This window comes from Amycolatopsis sp. A133 (assembly GCF_031082405.1).
In the GTDB taxonomy this organism is placed as follows: Bacteria; Actinomycetota; Actinomycetes; order Mycobacteriales; family Pseudonocardiaceae; genus Amycolatopsis.
In genome coordinates this window covers 120,226-135,993 of the sequence record NZ_JAVHJU010000076.1, presented here as the reverse complement: position 1 = coordinate 135,993, position 15,768 = coordinate 120,226, and the positions used below count along the sequence as shown (strand labels likewise).

Annotated in this window: 14 protein-coding genes; 6 read left to right on the top strand and 8 right to left on the bottom strand. The window is 71.4% G+C overall.

Annotated features, from left to right (window positions below; translation table 11 throughout):
• The first annotated feature begins 376 nt into the window (after positions 1-376).
• On the top strand, positions 377-886 hold the full coding sequence (locus tag Q5425_RS44485) for a hypothetical protein (RefSeq protein ID WP_308678495.1): 510 nt from the start codon (positions 377-379) through the stop codon (positions 884-886).
• Between the two features lie 111 nt (positions 887-997).
• On the opposite strand, the gene Q5425_RS44480 is transcribed toward Q5425_RS44485, so the two are convergent.
• The 7 genes from Q5425_RS44480 to Q5425_RS44450 all read right to left on the bottom strand — a co-directional run bounded on the left by Q5425_RS44480 (position 998) and on the right by Q5425_RS44450 (position 8,656).
• Entirely contained in the window at positions 998-2,707 is a 1,710-nt protein-coding gene (locus Q5425_RS44480) for a SpoIIE family protein phosphatase (protein WP_308678494.1), read from the bottom strand.
• 44 nt (positions 2,708-2,751) lie between these two features.
• Entirely contained in the window at positions 2,752-3,876 is a 1,125-nt protein-coding gene (locus Q5425_RS44475; RefSeq protein WP_308678493.1) for an AI-2E family transporter, read from the bottom strand.
• Between the two features lie 134 nt (positions 3,877-4,010).
• The gene (locus Q5425_RS44470) at positions 4,011-5,096 is read right to left on the bottom strand and encodes an L-dopachrome tautomerase-related protein (protein WP_308678492.1); all 1,086 of its coding nucleotides are present in this window, start codon (positions 5,094-5,096) and stop codon (positions 4,011-4,013) included.
• Positions 5,097-5,279: 183 nt separating this feature from the next.
• Complete coding sequence (locus tag Q5425_RS44465; RefSeq protein WP_308678491.1) at positions 5,280-5,789, bottom strand: hypothetical protein; 510 nt, start codon at positions 5,787-5,789, stop codon at positions 5,280-5,282.
• Positions 5,790-5,942: 153 nt separating this feature from the next.
• A complete protein-coding gene (locus Q5425_RS44460; protein ID WP_308678490.1) occupies positions 5,943-6,581 on the bottom strand; it encodes an HD domain-containing protein in 639 nt (212 codons plus the stop codon).
• Positions 6,582-6,688: 107 nt separating this feature from the next.
• Entirely contained in the window at positions 6,689-7,705 is a 1,017-nt protein-coding gene (locus Q5425_RS44455) for a GlxA family transcriptional regulator (RefSeq protein ID WP_308678489.1), read from the bottom strand.
• Between the two features lie 45 nt (positions 7,706-7,750).
• Positions 7,751-8,656, bottom strand: a complete 906-nt coding sequence (locus Q5425_RS44450; RefSeq protein ID WP_308678488.1) for an alpha/beta fold hydrolase — start codon at positions 8,654-8,656, stop codon at positions 7,751-7,753.
• Between the two features lie 56 nt (positions 8,657-8,712).
• Here Q5425_RS44450 and Q5425_RS44445 point away from each other — a divergent pair, with 56 nt between their 5' ends.
• Positions 8,713-9,552 (top strand): helix-turn-helix transcriptional regulator, encoded by an 840-nt coding sequence (locus tag Q5425_RS44445; RefSeq protein ID WP_308678487.1) that lies wholly within the window; start codon positions 8,713-8,715, stop codon positions 9,550-9,552.
• 140 nt (positions 9,553-9,692) lie between these two features.
• Here the strand turns inward: Q5425_RS44445 and Q5425_RS44440 are convergent, their stop codons facing one another.
• On the bottom strand, positions 9,693-10,742 hold the full coding sequence (locus Q5425_RS44440; RefSeq protein WP_308678485.1) for a LacI family DNA-binding transcriptional regulator: 1,050 nt from the start codon (positions 10,740-10,742) through the stop codon (positions 9,693-9,695).
• Positions 10,743-11,058: 316 nt separating this feature from the next.
• On the opposite strand from Q5425_RS44440, the gene Q5425_RS44435 reads away from it, so the two are divergent.
• The 4 genes from Q5425_RS44435 to Q5425_RS44420 are packed head-to-tail and all read left to right on the top strand — an operon-like array spanning position 11,059 to position 15,622.
• Positions 11,059-12,387 (top strand): extracellular solute-binding protein, encoded by a 1,329-nt coding sequence (locus tag Q5425_RS44435; RefSeq protein WP_308678484.1) that lies wholly within the window; start codon positions 11,059-11,061, stop codon positions 12,385-12,387.
• A 13-nt stretch (positions 12,388-12,400) separates the two neighbouring features.
• Positions 12,401-13,282: a sugar ABC transporter permease gene (locus Q5425_RS44430; RefSeq protein WP_308678483.1), complete on the top strand. Its 882-nt coding sequence runs from the start codon at positions 12,401-12,403 to the stop codon at positions 13,280-13,282.
• Entirely contained in the window at positions 13,279-14,130 is an 852-nt protein-coding gene (locus Q5425_RS44425; RefSeq protein WP_308678482.1) for a carbohydrate ABC transporter permease, read from the top strand. Before Q5425_RS44430 ends, Q5425_RS44425 begins: the two co-directional genes overlap by 4 nt.
• A 7-nt stretch (positions 14,131-14,137) precedes the next feature.
• Positions 14,138-15,622 carry an alpha-N-arabinofuranosidase gene (locus Q5425_RS44420; RefSeq protein WP_308678481.1) on the top strand — a complete coding sequence of 495 codons (1,485 nt, stop codon included), beginning with the start codon at positions 14,138-14,140 and terminating at the stop codon, positions 15,620-15,622.
• Positions 15,623-15,768: the final 146 nt, after the last annotated feature.

The following is a 15,768-nucleotide window of genomic DNA, read 5'->3' as shown; positions in this document are numbered from 1 at the left end:
GTCCGCTCGGCCGGCGCCGCGGGGGCCGGCACCGCGTTACGGCGGAAGGTCGACCGGCAGCCGCCGGAACGGTTTTTCATCGACGTGAATGGCTCCCGTTTCGTCAAAAAGACTCCTCGGGGGAAGCATAAGAGAAGCGTGGGAAAGAACAGCGGTCATTCGGGTGGTCCGCGCCGGCCGGATGACGGTATTTATCCCGTGGTGGCGTCGCTGCGGGTATTCCACCCGGTACTCCTGGCGCGAGTTCTCCGGAATGTGGGCAATTTTGCCGAAATGGTACTGCGTGTGCAGGCGAAGCCTGGTCCGGATGTACCAACTTTCGGATCGTCCGCGGAATTTCGTGGCGTATTTCGGATATCGCGGTAATGCTTCGGGCATGAGTTCATCGCGCAAACGAGTCTTCACCGCTGTCGCCGTCGCCGCGTTCTCCCTGGGGGTCGTCACCCCCGCCCAGGCGGACCCCTACCAGCTGCCGGACATCAGCGAGCCGACCCCGGAGGACCCCGGGACCGGCGGCGGCTCCGGCGGCAGTACGACGGCCGCCTATGTCCTGCAGGGCGTGATCCAGACCGAAGGCACCCAAAGCGACGGGACCGGCCGCCGGGTGAAGCTCCGCGGCTACTCGCGCTTCGCCACCCCGGGCAACGACCGGCGCGACGCCGACTACATCAACGTCCGGTGCACCGCCACCGGTCCGACCGGCGCCGTCACGGGCGACTACGACTCCGAGAACGGCGGCGCGCTGGTCGACGTCCACTTCGAGACGCCATGGATCCCCAACGGCGCCGTGTTGCGCACGGTCCACGTCGCCTGCACCCACTACGCCACCAAGAGCGGTGTGGTTTACGAGACCACCAGCGCCACCGACATCGCCGTCCCGTACTGACGACTCCCCGACGCAACCGGACTCGATCCGGGCGACCGCGGCTGTGGCGGCGTTGATCTCGTACGCCAGGTGGTACAGCTCGTCCCGACGGTTCACCGGCCTCGGGCCGGGTCATCCGCCGGAGTGCGGCGGGATCCGGGCGGCGATGAGGGCCACGTCGTCGCGGGTGCTGCCGAGGTCGCGGGCCAGCTGGGCGCACAACCGGGACAGCGGCAGGTCCGGGTGGCCGGCCGTGTACTGCCGCAGCCGCGTCATGCCGGTGTCGATGTCCTGGGTGCGCGATTCGATCAGCCCGTCGGTGTAGAGCACCAGGGTCGAACCGGCGGGCAGCTCTTCGCGGGCGGTGGGGCGCGGCCGGTCGGGGCGGGCGCCGAGGATGACGCCGTGCGCACCGGTCAGGTAGGTGGCGGCGCCGCCGGTGCTGAGGAGCAGCGGTGGCGGGTGCCCGGCGATGGACCAGGACAGCTCCCACGATCCGCCGGGCGCGGGATGGAGGCGGGCGAAGATGACGGTGGCCAGGTCGGTGAAGGCGAGGCGGGACTGGGCGATGTCCAGGCGTTGCAGGATCCGTCCGGGCGTTTCGTCGGGGCGGTCCACGGCGAGGGCGCGCAGCATGTTGCGCAGCTCGCTCATGCGGGACGCGGCGTGGATGTCGTGGCCGACGACGTCGCCGATGACCAGTGCGATGTCGTCGTCGCCCAGCGGGAAGGCGTCGTACCAGTCGCCGCCGACTTCGGCGACGCTGGCGGCGGGCCGGTAGTGGGCGGCCAGGTCCAGGCCGGGCACGGTGGGGAGCTCGGTGAGCAGGGCGCGCTGGAGGGTCGCGGCGATGTCGGCTTGGGCGGTGTGCAACCGGGTGTTTTCCAGCCCGAGTGCGGTGCGGCGGGCGACTTCTTCGGCCAGGACCCGGTCGGCCTCGTTGAACGGCGGGCCGGCCGCGCCGCGGGTGAGGGTCAGTGCTCCGAACGTCGTGGCTCGCAGCCGCACGGGCACGACGAGCACGTCGACCGCGTCCACCAGGCCCAGCAGGGTTTGCGGCGCGTCGGCCGACGCCGACGGTGTGGAAAGGTGCTGTACTCCGCCGCCGCTCAGGACTTTGCGCAGGGCGGCTTCGTGCGCGGGATGCCCGCCCGGCTCCGCCGTTCTCGGAGGCACCGCGGCACCGAGGTCGTTGGCCCAGGCGATGCGACGCGGTTCCCGCGCTTCGGCCAGGTCGATCACGGCGGCATCGGCGAGGCGGGGCACGAGCAGCCGCACCAGGCGTTCGAGGGCCTGGCCCGCGTCGAGGGTGCTGACCATGGCCAGCGTCACCTCGCTCAGCCAGCTGATCTCCGCCAGGTCGTACTCGGCCTGCTCCCGCATGGTCTCGCTGTGCGCGTAGCGGTCGGCACGCCGGCCGTCACGCGCACGCTGCGCGGACATGTCGTGGAAAACGACCACGGCGCCGGCGCCGTGCCCGGCCTCGGGTGGCAGGGGCGCGGCGGACCACCACGCGGCGAGCGCGGAGCCGTCCCGGCGCAGCAGCACCGCGCGGTCACCGCTGATGCGCTTGCCGAGCGCGACCTCACGCAGGACGGGCTGCTGACCGGGGAAGCCGGAGCTGTCACCGGTGTGCGGATTGAGCACCTGCTGGGCGTCGACGCCCACCAGCGTGCCCGGGTCGTAGCCGAGCAGCCGCTCCGCCCACGGGTTGCAGGCGATCACCACACCGCCGGCGTCCACGGCGTACACGCCGGCGCCCGCCGCGGCGAAAGCGGCGGACACCAGCGCTTCTGCCGCCAGGGGGGCGGCCGGGGCCTCGGTACCGGGAATGCTGTCCACGGATTCTCTTTGCCCCGTGCGCGCGGCTCTCAATCACGGGCGATTCAAGCCTGATCGAGGCGCGGGTAGAGCACCTCTTCGGCGAGCAGAAGGATCGCCGCGGCGACGGGGATGGCCACCAGAGCGCCGATGACACCCAGCAGGGCGCCGCCGAGCAGGACGGCGACGACGGTGACCAGCGCCGGGACCTTGAGCGCGGTGCCGATGATCTTCGGCACCAGCAGGTAGTCCTCCACCAGCCGGTAGACGACGAAGAACCCCACGGTCGCCAGGCACACCGGCAGCGACACCGTGAGCGCGACGAGGCTGACCAGCACGCCGGCGACCACGGATCCGACGACCGGGACCAGGTCCAGCACGGCGACGGTGATGGCCAGCAACGCCGCGTAGGGCACCCCGAAGATCAGCAGCCAGATCAACGTGAGCACGCCGGCGATGACCGACACGGCCAGGTTGCCCAGGACGTAGCCGCCGACCTTGGCGAAGATGTTGTCCCCGATCAAGATCGCCCGCGGGCGGCGGGAGTGCGGGATCAGCCGGTAGATCGTGGCGCGGATGCGGGGCAGGCCGGCCACGAAGTAGATGGTCAGGACGATCAGGATCAGCGTGTCGGTCAGGACGCCGAAGACCGCTTTGCCGGCCCCGAGGACGCCGCCGGTGAGGCCGCTGCCCAAGCTGAGCAACGATTCGATCCCCTGCTGGAGGTGGAACCGCTCGTTGAGCCGGCCGAGGAGGGTGTTGTGGTCCTGGGCCTGGCGCAGGTAGTCCGGGGCCTTGGTGACGAGCGCGGTGGCTTGTTCGACGAGCACGGGGATGGCGGCGGCGAGGAACCCGCCGACAGCGGCGACGGCGACGACGAACACGGTCGTCACGGCGAGCCACCGGGGGAAGCGGTGCCGGGCCAGCCAGGACACCGCGGGCTCCATGCCGATGGCGAGGAACAGGGCCAGTCCGACCAGGATCAGGATGTGCGCCGCGCCGGCGAGGAGCTGGATCACCCCGTAGGTGACGGCGACCCCCGCCGCGGCGGTCATGCCGATGAAGAACGGCGATCGGCGGTCGAGCCGCTTGCCGAGCCGGCCCAGTGGCTGGTCCGGCGTGCTGATTTCGGCGGCCTCGGCTTCGGCCTCGGCGACCGCGCCTTCGTCCTCGCTGTGGGGCTGGCCCACCAGCGGGTGGTGTCCTTCGGCTGCTTCGGAATCGGATGGGGACGTCATGAGCACCGCACTGTCTCGCACCGGAAGGCGCGTGGGGAGGAGGCCGGCTCGGCCTCGTCGAAGGATCCGGGTGATCGGCGGCCCGGTCAGCGCAGGTCGATGGGCCCGGCGTCGATCGGGGTGCGGAACAGGAAGTACGGGTACTCCCGTTCGTCGCTGCCGCCGCGGTACTTGTCCTGGCGGTGCAGCTGGTTCGCCGTGACGTAGAGGTACCCGCCGGCGGCGACGGACAGCGTGTCCGGCCACAGCAGCCGCGGGTCGTGGACGACGGTTTCCCAGCGGCCGTCGGGGTGGCGGCGGTGGATGGCGTTGTGCTCGCCGTCGGTGACGTAGAGGCGGCCCTGGTCGTCGGTCTCCATGCCGTCGCCGGCGGCTCCCTTGTCGCCTTCGTCGATCAGCGTGGCGGCGACCGCGTCGTCGTCGTGCTCCCGGTTGATCAGGGCGTCGGTGGCGACGCTCCACCAGCGGCGTGAGGCCAGGCAGCAGTAGTACAGGCGAGCGCCGTCGGCGCCGATCGCGATGCCGTCGGCGCCCATCTGCACCGGGCTGGTGGAGCCGTCTTCGGAGCGCTCCAGGAACTCCCGTCCTTCGACGATCATGCGCAGGTCCGGCGGGGTTTCGGCCCTGGTGCTGGGGTGGTCGTGCAGCCGCCGCCAGCACTCGCCGGTGTCGAGGTCGACGACGATGATCCCGTTGGGTCCCTGGTCGGAAGAGTCGGTGATGAACGCGAACCCCCGGCCGAGGTCGAAGCGGACATCGTTGAGGTAGGTCGTCGGCAGGGCGACGTCTTCGGGGAACAGGATCGTTCGCACGACCTCGTCGCGTGCGAGATCGACGCACACGAGCTTCGGTCCGCCGTGGGCGGTGGGCTGGAACAGCGGGCTGCCGGTGTCGAGGATCCAGAGCCGGTCGGCGGGATCGACGACGATGCTCTGCACCGAAACGAGCGCGTCCGGGTCGGTCCGGCTCTTGCTGTCGTTGAAGGCCTGGCTGGGGTAGGGGACGAGTTCGCCGTCGCGGATTTCGGCGACCGTGAAGCGGACGTCGTCGCCCCACTCGGGGAAGTTGACGAAAACGCGGCCTTGCCGGGACACGCTGACCCCGGTGGGCATCGCGCCGGAGAACTCGTGGACCACCTCGAGCTCGCCGAGGGGCTGGTCGGTTGCGGACATGGTGATCACACCGGGCCGGCGCGGTGGGCGGCCGGATCCGGCCGGCCGAGGCCGTCCGGGTGGCTCTCGGGCAAGGGCAGCGTCATGGGGACCGGGTGCCCGCTCCGGTTCCGGGGAAACGCGCTGCGGCCCGGGCGATCGACCTCGGCTGCCGTGGTCGCCCCATCCCGGGATCAGGCTCGGTCAGCCATTCGCGGCCCGGTGATCCAGGGAGGAGACGGTGCAGCCGGCCAACCGGTCGCCGGCGTCCCGCGCGTGGGCCGCGCACATCTTGCCGGCCGCGCCGTCTTCGTCGGTGACGACCGCGACGGCCCGCTCGCCGCACGGGGTGTGGAGCCGGTCGTAGTCCCACTCGCCGGCGCAGCCGGGGACGGAGCACCAGGCGCGGTCTTCGCCGGCCCGCAGCGTGACGCCGTGGGCCGGGCAGATGCCCCACGGAACGTCGCACAAACCGGGGTCGCGGGCCACGCGGACCCGGGCCAGGTTTTCCGCGGTCCGGGAGACTTCCTCGGTGTACTCGCTCAGGTCGTGGGTCGCCTTCGCGATGGGCCGGGCGAGGCGCTGCAGGTTGCCGTCGGGCGCCGTCTTCAGCCGGGCGGCGACCTCCGCGGTCCGGTTCGCGAGCGCTTCGGCGTCGGCGGCCAGCGCGCGCAGCTCGGCGGGCAGGGGCTCGGACGTGGTCGGCTCAGGCATGCTCGTCCTCGATGATCCGGTCTGGCGCTGTTCGGTGGGTGCGGACTGCGCAGATACCCCGAATCCGACAACCCCAATCACGGTGCGCGACCGCGAGGCGGCTGGACGATCACGGCGTCCGGCGGCACGGTGCAGAACCTTTTCCGGGGCCGGCTATTCCGGCCAGGCGTTGTCCTGGATGATCCGCACGAAGTCCTTCCGGGTGAAGGACGGGTCGAAGTGGGCGAGGACGTCGTCGTTCATGGTGCCGAACGTCGTGTCGGGCCGGGCGGCCATGCCGTCGCGGAAGGCGCGCAGGATGCGGTTCTTGAAGTCCGGCCGCGGGTGGGCGGCCACGACCTCGGCGCGCTGCTCGCCGGTGATTTCGTCCAGGCCGAAACCGAGTACGTCGGTTTCCACCCCGAGGGTCACCACCGCGACTTCCGGGGCGAGGTGCAAGGGCACCTCCGGTGTGGTGTGCAGGGCGATCGCCAGCCAGACGGTCCGCGCGTCCTCTTCGGACCGTCCGTGCTCCAGCAGGAAGGTGCGCGCGGCCTCCGCGCCGTCGATCTCGAACCGGCGGTCCTTCGTCGCGTAGCGGGCGGTGAGACCCAGGTCGTGGAAGAGCGCGCCCACGTAGGCCAGTTCCGGATCGACGTCCAGCCGGCGCGCCGCCGCTTTCAGCGAGCCCCACAGGAACACGCGCCGCGAGTGGTGGAACAACGTCTCGTCCGCGGTGCTGCGCACCAGCGTCGTCGCTTCCCGGACGAGTTCCGTGCCGGGAATACCGATTCCCGCGATGATTTCGGACATCGAGCCCTCCGTCGTGTGCTTTGTGGACTGCGTCCAGTCTTGCCGGTCGCGCGGGGCTCGCCCACCGCCGAAACCGACGACGGGCCCACAGATGCGGACACGGTCCCTCAGGCGGAGGAGCCCGGGACGCGCCGGCTCGCGCTGGTCGTCCCGAACCGGGCGCGGTAGTGGCTGGGGGAGGTGCCCAAGCGCGCCACGAACGTGCGGCGCATGGTCTCCGAGCTCCCGAAACCGGCCGATCGCGCCGTCTCGGCCACCCCGTGACCGGCGTCCAGCAGCGCCTTGGCGTGGTCCAGCCGTACCTGTTCGACGTACTTGGCGGGCGTGGTGTCGAGCTCGTCGGCGAACAACCGGGCGAGGTGCCGGGGGCTGACGCCCACGCGCGAGGCCAGCGAACTCGCGCTGTGGTCGAGCGCCGGCTGCGCCGAGACCAGGTCGACGACGGCGCGCAAGGTGGGTGCCGAGGGACGGCGGATCTCCAGCGGCGCGGAGAACTGGGACTGACCGCCGGGCCGCTGCATGAAGACGACGAGGTTGCGCGCGACGGTCCGGGCCAGCTCGGGTCCGTGGTCCTGCTCGACGAGGGCGAGTGCGAGGTCGATGCCGGCCGAGACCCCCGCGGAGGTGAAGATCCCGCCGTCTTCGACGAAGAGCGCGTCGGGCTGCACCCGGACGTCGGGGTGGGCGCGGGCCAGGCGCCGCGTGTGCCGCCAGTGGGTGGTGGCGCGGCGCCCGGCCAGCACCCCGGCGGCGGCGAGAGCGAACGAGCCGGTGCAGATCGACACCAGCCGCCGGGTGCGCGGGCGCAGCTCGCGGACGGCGGCGACCAGTTCGGGGGGAACGGGGTGGGTCGCGAGGGCGTCGCCGCCCGAGACGACGACGGTGTCGGGATCCCCGGTGTCGGCGGCCCGGCCGCCGACGGGCAGCCGGATCCCGACCGACGTCGTCACCGGCTCCCCGGTGGGGGAGACGTACTCGATCGAGTACCGGCCGCCGGCCAGGCCGGCTTCGGCGAAAACCTCCGCGGGTCCGGTGACGTCGAGCATCTTCATGCCGTCGAACAGGACGAAGACGATCCTGCGGGGCTGTGCCACGGTCGCGCCGGTCAGCTCGGCGACCGGCATCGTCGTCTCCTCGCCTTCGCCCGATGTAGCCGGATTTCATGATAGTCAGGATTCCTGACCGAGAACGGGCGAGGCCGCCGGCCGCCGTCCGGTGAAGGCCAGTACCCGCGCGGTGAAGTGGTCCCGCTCCCGCGGCGGCAGGGGGAACGCGTGGGACAGCCCGGGCCGGACCTCGACGTCGGCGTGCGGCACGAACGCGCCCAAGCGGCGCGCCGCCAGTGCCGCGTCCTGCACCTGGCTGCGCCCGGCGAAGATCGCGAGCACCGGCAGCCGCAACGCGCGCAGCCGGTCCTCCGGCGGACACGCCGGGAACGGCACCCGCGGCCGGTACTCCCGCACCCCGGACAGGACCAGTTCGACCTCCGGACGGCCGAGCGCGCCTTCCCCCGAAGCCCGGACGACGAACCGGCGCAGCATCCGTTCGGTGCGGACCACCGCGCACAGCAGTGCGAGCCGGATCACCGCGCGGCTGTACGGCGCGGTCACGGTCGTGGGATCCAGGAGACTGATCGAAGCGATCCGGCCGGGGGCGTGGATCGCCTGGTTGACGCAGTGCCAGCCGCCCGCCGATCCGCCGGCCAGGTGCACGGAAGCGAGCCCCAGCTCACCGAGGACGTCGTCCAGGCAGCGGGCCCGGTCCGCGACCCCGCTGAGCGGCTTGCGGTGCACGCTGCGGCCCGGCTCGCCCAGCGTGTCGACGGCGTAGACCGGGCCCGTCGCGGCCAGCGCGGGCAGGAGATCGGCGTAGCACGCGGAAGTCGCCGCCATGCCGGGGAGCAGCACCAGCGGCGGCGCGTCGCCCTGGCCGAAGCGGTACACCCGGGTCGTGCCGTGCGCGGTGTCGACGTCGAGGACCGCGTCCGGAACCGGGCAGAGCCGCATGGCCCGGTCGTAGGCGGTGAAGTAGCGGGCACGGGCAGCGGGGTCGCGGAACGTTCCGATGTCCTTCATGGGGCGAAAGTACAAAAAGCACCCCGGAACCGTCTTGGACGAAAGTACGATGAGGCATGGCGGATTGGACGCTGGTGCTGCCGCGGCGCGACGCGGTCCGCGTGCCCGCCGAACGGCGTCCCGGGCGCCCCCACCCCCGGCTGGCCGGACCGGTGCTCGGCTACGTCTTCCACGACTTCCACCGCACGGACGCGCTGCCGTGGCGGTTCACCCCGCTCGGCCTGGTCACCGTGACGCTGGACTTCACCGCACCCGTCCGGCGGGTGGCCGGCACCGCCCACGACCTGCCGGTGTCACCGGTGCTCGGCCTGCGCGACCGGCCCCTGGAGGTGGTCCAGTCCGGTCCGTCCCGCGGGATCGCCGTCGCCCTGACGCCGCCCGGCGCGTACGCGCTGTTCGGCATGCCGCTGCGGGAGCTGGCGAACACCACCGCCGGTTTCGCCGACCTGCTCGGCCGGGAGGCGGAACTGCTCACCGAGCGGCTCGGCGAACACCCGGACTTCCGGGTTCTCGACGCCTTCCTCGGCGCGCGGCTGCGCGACCCGCCGGCGCCGCCGCGGCCGGTGCTCGGCGCGTGGCAGCGCGTCCTGGCCACCCGTGGCCGGGTGCGGATCGAGGACCTCGCCGACGAGGCCGGGTGGACGCGCCGGCACCTCACCACCCGCTTCCGCACGGCGTTCGGGTTCGGCCCGAAGACCCTCGCCCGCGTCGTCCGGCTCCAGCACGCGACGTCGCTGGCCGGCCGGCTGCCCTGGCCGGAGATCGCCCACCGGTGCGGCTACGCCGACCAGTCCCACTTCAACCGCGACTTCCGCGCGCTCACCGGCTGCACCCCGACGGAGTACGCACCCGGAAACCCGGGTGACTCCGGGGCCACCGCCGCCAGCACCGGCTGAGGCCCCACCGGGCGCGTCTGTCGGCGCATCGGAGTGCGATCCTCTCGGCACGACGTCCCGGTCAGGGCAAGTGCGCCGGCAGCAGCTGGGCAGGTGCCGAGTCACGGCCGCGCACGGCGAGCCCACCGGGACCGCTGCCGTCACGTGCCTCCGGGGTTCTGCCGGGCGACGGGAGGCCTCCCGACCGTGCTTTCCCTCGCGATGAGCCGGTGATCGGCGCGCACCTCGATGCCGGGCATCGGCTCGTCGCCGGCGATGCGTCTCAGCAACCGCTCGACCGCGGTTGCCGCGATCGCGACCTTGTCCGGGGAGATCGTGCTGATCGCGGGGTTCGAGTAGCGGCCCTCTTCGATGTCGTCGTAGCCGATCAGCGCGATGTCCTCCGGCACACGACGGCCGAGCTCCAAAGCGGTGTGAAGTGCCCCCAGGGCCACAAGATCGCTGTAGCAGAAGACGGCGTCCGGCGGGTCCTCGCGGGCGAGGAGGGCGCGCATGGCGCCCGAGCCGTCGGCGCGGTTGAACCGCGGGGTCGGGATGATCAGCGACTCGTCGACGGGCAGGCCGGCGTCCGCGTGGGCCTGGCGGTAGCCGCGGGTGCGCAGCTGCGCGGCCTCGCCCGTGGGGTAGGGCTGGTCGCCGATCGCCGCGATGCGCCGGCGGCCGAGGCCGATCAGGTGCGCGGTGGCGGCCCGGGACGCCTCGACGTCGTCGATGCCGACGTGGTCGAACACGCCGTTGGACACCCGTTCCCCGAGGACGACCAGCGGCAGGTCCGGGTCGATCTCGACCAGGTCCTCCTGGGCGAGCCCCAGCGGCGAGAAGATCATCCCGTCGAACAGGAACGCGCGGGCGCCGCGGCTGATCAGCTCGCGTTCGTGCGCCGCGTCGCCGTCGGTCTGGTCGATGAGGACGTTGTACCCGTGCTCGCGCGCCCTCGGGATGATCGCCTGCAGCAGCTCGGCGAAGTACGGCGTGTCGAGGTAGGGCACGACCACCGCGATCTGCCCGGACCGGCCGCGTGCGAGGTTGCGGGCCAGCACGTTCGGCCGGTAGTTCAGCTCGAGCAGCGCCCGCTCGACCTTCTCCCGGGTCCGCTCCGACACGCGGGCGTAGCCGTTCACGACGTTGGAGACCGTCCGGGCGGACACGCCCGCGAGCAGGGCGACGTCACGCAGGGTGGCATCGCGCATGACGTGCTCCTTCGGTGGACGATCCCGCTCCGGGAGAAGTGTGCACGGCCGCCTCGACCGGCGACAACCCGAGCCTTCCGGGCCCGGCCGGCGAAACCGGGGCTTGCAGCGCGGCAAACCGGCGTCCATACTCTTTTGCAGCGCAGCAAAATCCCGGTGCCACGGCGGCAGTCCGTTCGGTCCCTGCAGACCCGGCCGGCCGTGGCGCGCGACACCGTTCGGTCCCTGCCCTTCGCTCCCGGTTCGGCGTGCCTTGCGGAAGATCGCGTTCCGTGACGGCCGAAGCCGCCGTGAGCCCGCGGAAAGGCGCTGTCAAATGCTCGGCTTCCACGGGTTGCGCAAGCTCGTCTCCGTCCTCGCCGTCGGCGGCGTGCTGGCGGTCACGTCGTGCAGCGGCGGCTCCGGCGACGGCGCGGACGGTGGCACCGGCGGCCCCGTGCGCGTGTCGGTGTGGGCGTGGTACCCGGAGTTCAAGGGCGTGGTCGACGCGTTCAACGCCGCCCACCCCGACATCCAGGTGGATTGGACGAACGTCGGTACCGGCCCCGACCAGTACGCCAAGCTGAAGACCGCCTTCACCGCCGGCACCGGAGCGCCCGACGTCGCGATGGTGGAGTTCCAGCAGATCCCCACGTTCCTCATCCTCGACGCGCTCGTCGACATGGCCCAGTACGGCGCCGGCGAAGACAAGGGCCGGTACGCCGAATGGGCCTGGCAGCAGTCGACCGACGGCGACAAGGTCTACGCCATCCCCGTCGACGGCGGCCCGATGGCGCTGATGTACCGCAAGGACCTCTTCGACAAGCACGCGATCCCGGTGCCGGCCACCTGGGCCGAGTACGCGGCCGCCGCGGAGAAGCTGAAGGCGGCCGACCCCACCGCGTTCGTCGCGAGCTTCGGCAGCGACGGCGGCTGGCTCAACGGCCTGATGTGGCAGGCCGGTTGCCGGCCCTACGGCTACTCACTGGCCAAGGCGCGGGACCAGGTGAAGATCGACCTGACCAATCCGGCCTGCGAGAAGGTCATCGAGTTCTACGGCGACCTCGTCGACCGGCACCTCATGGCGACCGACCCGTTCTTCACCGCCGACGCGGCCGCGGCGCTCGACTCCGGCAAGTACTGGACGTGGGCGGCCGCGGGCTGGACCCCCGGCTACGTCGCGGGTTCGCTGAAGAACACCGCGGGCAAGTGGGCGGTCGCGCCGATGCCGCAGTGGACCGAGGGTGCCGACGCCCAAGGCGACTGGGGCGGCTCGACGTTCACGGTCACCAAGCAAGCGAAGAACCCCAAGGCGGCCACCGTGGTGGCGCGGGAGCTGTTCGGCAAGTCGAAGCAGGCCTGGGACATCGGCCTCAACAAGGCGTTCCTCTACCCGCTGGCCAAGGACGTGGCGGCCGACCCGGCGTTCACCGGAAAGGCCTACGGCTTCTTCGCCGGCCAGAAGGTCAACGAGATCTTCGTGCCGGTCTCGGAGAAGCTGGGCGACTTCGAGTACACGCCGTTCCAGGACTTCGTGTTCGGCGACCTGCTCGACCGGTGCGCGGAAGCCGTTTCGGGGAAGCGGAAGTGGAACACGGTGCTCGCCACCACCCAAGCCAACGTCGTGGACTACGCCAGGAAACAGGGCTTCACGGTCGGCCGGTGACGGAGGAGACCCCGTGCGGCGCAAGCACACAACCGGCCACCCGGTCGCCGGAGCGTTGTTCGTCCTCCCGTTCTTCCTCGTGGTGCTGGCGTTCCTGGTCGTGCCGCTCGGGTACGCCTTCTGGCTCAGCCTGTCCAGCAAGAGCCTCGCGCTCGGCGAACGCTTCACCGGGTTCGCCAACTACACCCGGGCCTTCACCGACCCGGTGCTGCTCGACGGCGTCGGCCGCGTGGTCGTGTTCGGCGCGGTGCAGATCCCGGTCATGCTCGGGATCGCGCTCGCCGGGGCGCTCACGCTCGACGCGGTCACCACGAGGTTCGCGATCGCGTTCCGGCTCATCGCGTTCATGCCCTACGCGGTGCCGGCTGTTCTCGGCGCGCTCATGTGGGGGTTCCTCTACAGCAGGACGTTCGGCCCGTTCGCCGGCCTGCCGGCGGTGGTGGGCGGCGAGCCGGTCGACTTCTTTTCGGCGGATCTGCTGCTCCTGTCGCTCGGCAACATCGTGACGTGGGCGTGGACCGGCTACAACACGATCGTCCTGTACTCGGCGCTGCAGGGCGTACCGCGGGAGACGTACGAGGCAGCGCTGATCGACGGCGCGTCCCAGGTGCAGATCGCGGTGCGGATCAAGGTGCCCGCCATCCGGCAGGCGATCGGGCTCGCCGCGATCTTCACGGTCATCGGCACCATGCAGTTCTTCGTCGAGCCGTACGTGATGTCCCGGTTCGCCCCGCAGATCTCCGCGGGGTACACGCCCAACCTGTACGCCTACAACCAGGCGTTCGCCTACTCCGACTTCCACTACTCGGCCGCGATCTCGTTCGCGCTCGGCTTCGTGGTGTTCGTCGCCGCGTACGCGTTCGTGCTGCTGACGAGGAAGCGGGGGCGGTCATGAAGTCGCTCGTGGCGCCGAAGACGCGGGTACCGCACGTGCTCATGGCGGCGGGCATGCTGTACTTCCTCGTCCCGCTGCTGTGGGTCGTGATCGCCGCGACCAAGAGCCAGGCCGCCCTGCTCTCCAGCCCGGCCCTGTGGTTCGACGGTTTCAGCCTGTTCGACAACCTCGCGCAGCTGTTCCGCGAGGACGGCGGGGTGTACGGCCACTGGCTCGTCAACACCGCGGTGTACTCGGGGGCGAGCGCGACGGGCGCGACGCTGCTCGCCGCGCTCGCGGGGTACGGCCTCGCCCGCTTCTCCTTCTGGGGCAAACGGTTCTTCGAGACCGCGCTGCTCGGTATGATCATGGTGCCCGCGACGGCGCTGGTGCTGCCGACTTACCTGATCCTGTCGAACGTCGGCGTCGTCAACACGATGGGGGCGGTGATCCTGCCGTCGCTGCTCAGCCCGTTCGGCACCTACCTGGTGCGGGTGTACGTGGCCGAAAGCGTGCCGGTCGAGCTGCTCGACGCCGCCCGCCTCGACCGGGCGAGCGAGTGGCGGGTCTTCCGGCAGGTGGTGGTGCCGATGATCCGGCCGGCCCTGGTCACGGTGTTCCTGTTCACGCTCGTGTCCACCTGGAACAATTACTTCCTGCCGCTGGTGATGCTGAGCGACGCCGAGCTCTTCCCGCTGACCGTCGGGCTGACCACGTGGTTCAACACCGCCCAGCAGGAGGCCGGCACGCGCGTGCTGTTCAACCTCGTGGTCACCGGCTCGCTGCTGGCGATCGTGCCGCTCGTCATCGCTTTTGTCCTCCTGCAACGGTTCTGGCGCAGCGGCGCCGCAGCCGGCGCACTGCGATAGGAGACCCGTGCTCAGTGCCGCCATCGTCCTCAGCCCCGACTTCGTGATCGCGCCGGTGCGGCGCCGCACGTTCGGCTCGTTCGTCGAGCACCTGGGGCGCTGCGTTTACAACGGGATCCACGAGCCGGGGCACCCGACCGCCGACGAGGACGGCTTCCGCGGCGACGTGCTCGCCCTGACGCGGGAGCTGGGGGTCACCGTCGTCCGCTACCCGGGCGGCAACTTCGTGTCCGGGTACCGGTGGGAGGACGGCGTCGGCCCCGGCCGCCCGGTGCGCCGCGACCTCGCGTGGCGCGGTATCGAGACCAACGAGGTCGGCATCGACGAGTTCGCCCGCTGGGCGGGCAAGGCCGGCGCGGAGATCATGTACGCGGTGAACCTCGGCACCCGCGGGGTCGCGGAAGCCCTCGACGTGCACGAGTACCTCAACCACCCGGGCGGCACGCACCTGTCCGACCGGCGGCGGGCGAACGGCACGCCGGAACCGCACGGGGTGCGGCTGTGGTGCCTCGGCAACGAGCTGGACGGCCCGTGGCAGACGGGCCACAAGACCGCGCACGAATACGGCCGGCTGGCGGCGGAGACGGCCCGGGCGCTGCGGCAGGCCGAGCCGGGGCTCGAACTGGTCGCGTGCGGCAGCTCGCACTCGGGCATGCCGACGTTCGGCGCGTGGGAGTCGACCGTGCTCGAGCTGACCTACGACCAGATCGACCACATCTCGTGCCACGCCTACTACGAGGTGCTCGACGGGGACGTCGGCAGCTTCCTCGCCTCGGCCGTGGACATGGACCACATCATCGACAGCGTCGTCGCGACGGCCGACGCCGTGGGCGCGCGGCTCAGGAGCGACAAGCGCATCGGGTTGTCCTTCGACGAGTGGAACGTCTGGTACCAAACGCGTCTGCAGGCCGATCCGCCCACGCAGTGGCGTACCGCGGCCCCGCTCATCGAGGACACCTACGACGTCACCGACGCCGTCGTCGTCGGGAACCTCCTGATCTCGTTGCTGCGGCACAGCGATCGGGTGGCGGTCGCCTGCCAGGCGCAGCTGGTCAACGTCATCGCCCCGATCCGCACGGAACCCGGGGGCCCGGCGTGGCGGCAGACGATCTTCCACCCGTTCGCGCTGACGGCCCGGCTCGCCCGGGGACAGGTCCTTCGCACGGAAGTCACGTCTCCGGTGTACGAGACGGCCCGCTACGGCGACGTGCCGGTGGTCGACGCGGTCGCCACCCACGACCCGGCGACGGGTGGGACGGTCGTGTTCGCCGTGAACCGCCACCGCACCGAGCCGGTGGAGCTGACCGTCACCGTGCCCGGGGCGGTGTCGGTGGCCGAGTCCTGGACCCTGCACGACCCGGACACCGCGGCGACCAACACCGCGGCGCACCCGGACCGGGTCGTGCCCCGGCCCCACCCCGCCGAGCTGGCGGACGGCACCCTGCGCACCGTCCTGACCCCGGTGTCGTGGACCGCGGTGCGGCTCGCGTGACCGGCAGCGGGGGAGTGTTAGCGTGAACACTTTCGGTAACTTTCTTCTCGCCGCAATGGCGGTCGATCCGGAGTTTTCCCAGATGGCCAGGATGTTCGGCCAAGATAGCGGGAAGCATTGGCCGAACATTCAGTGTTAGCGATAAC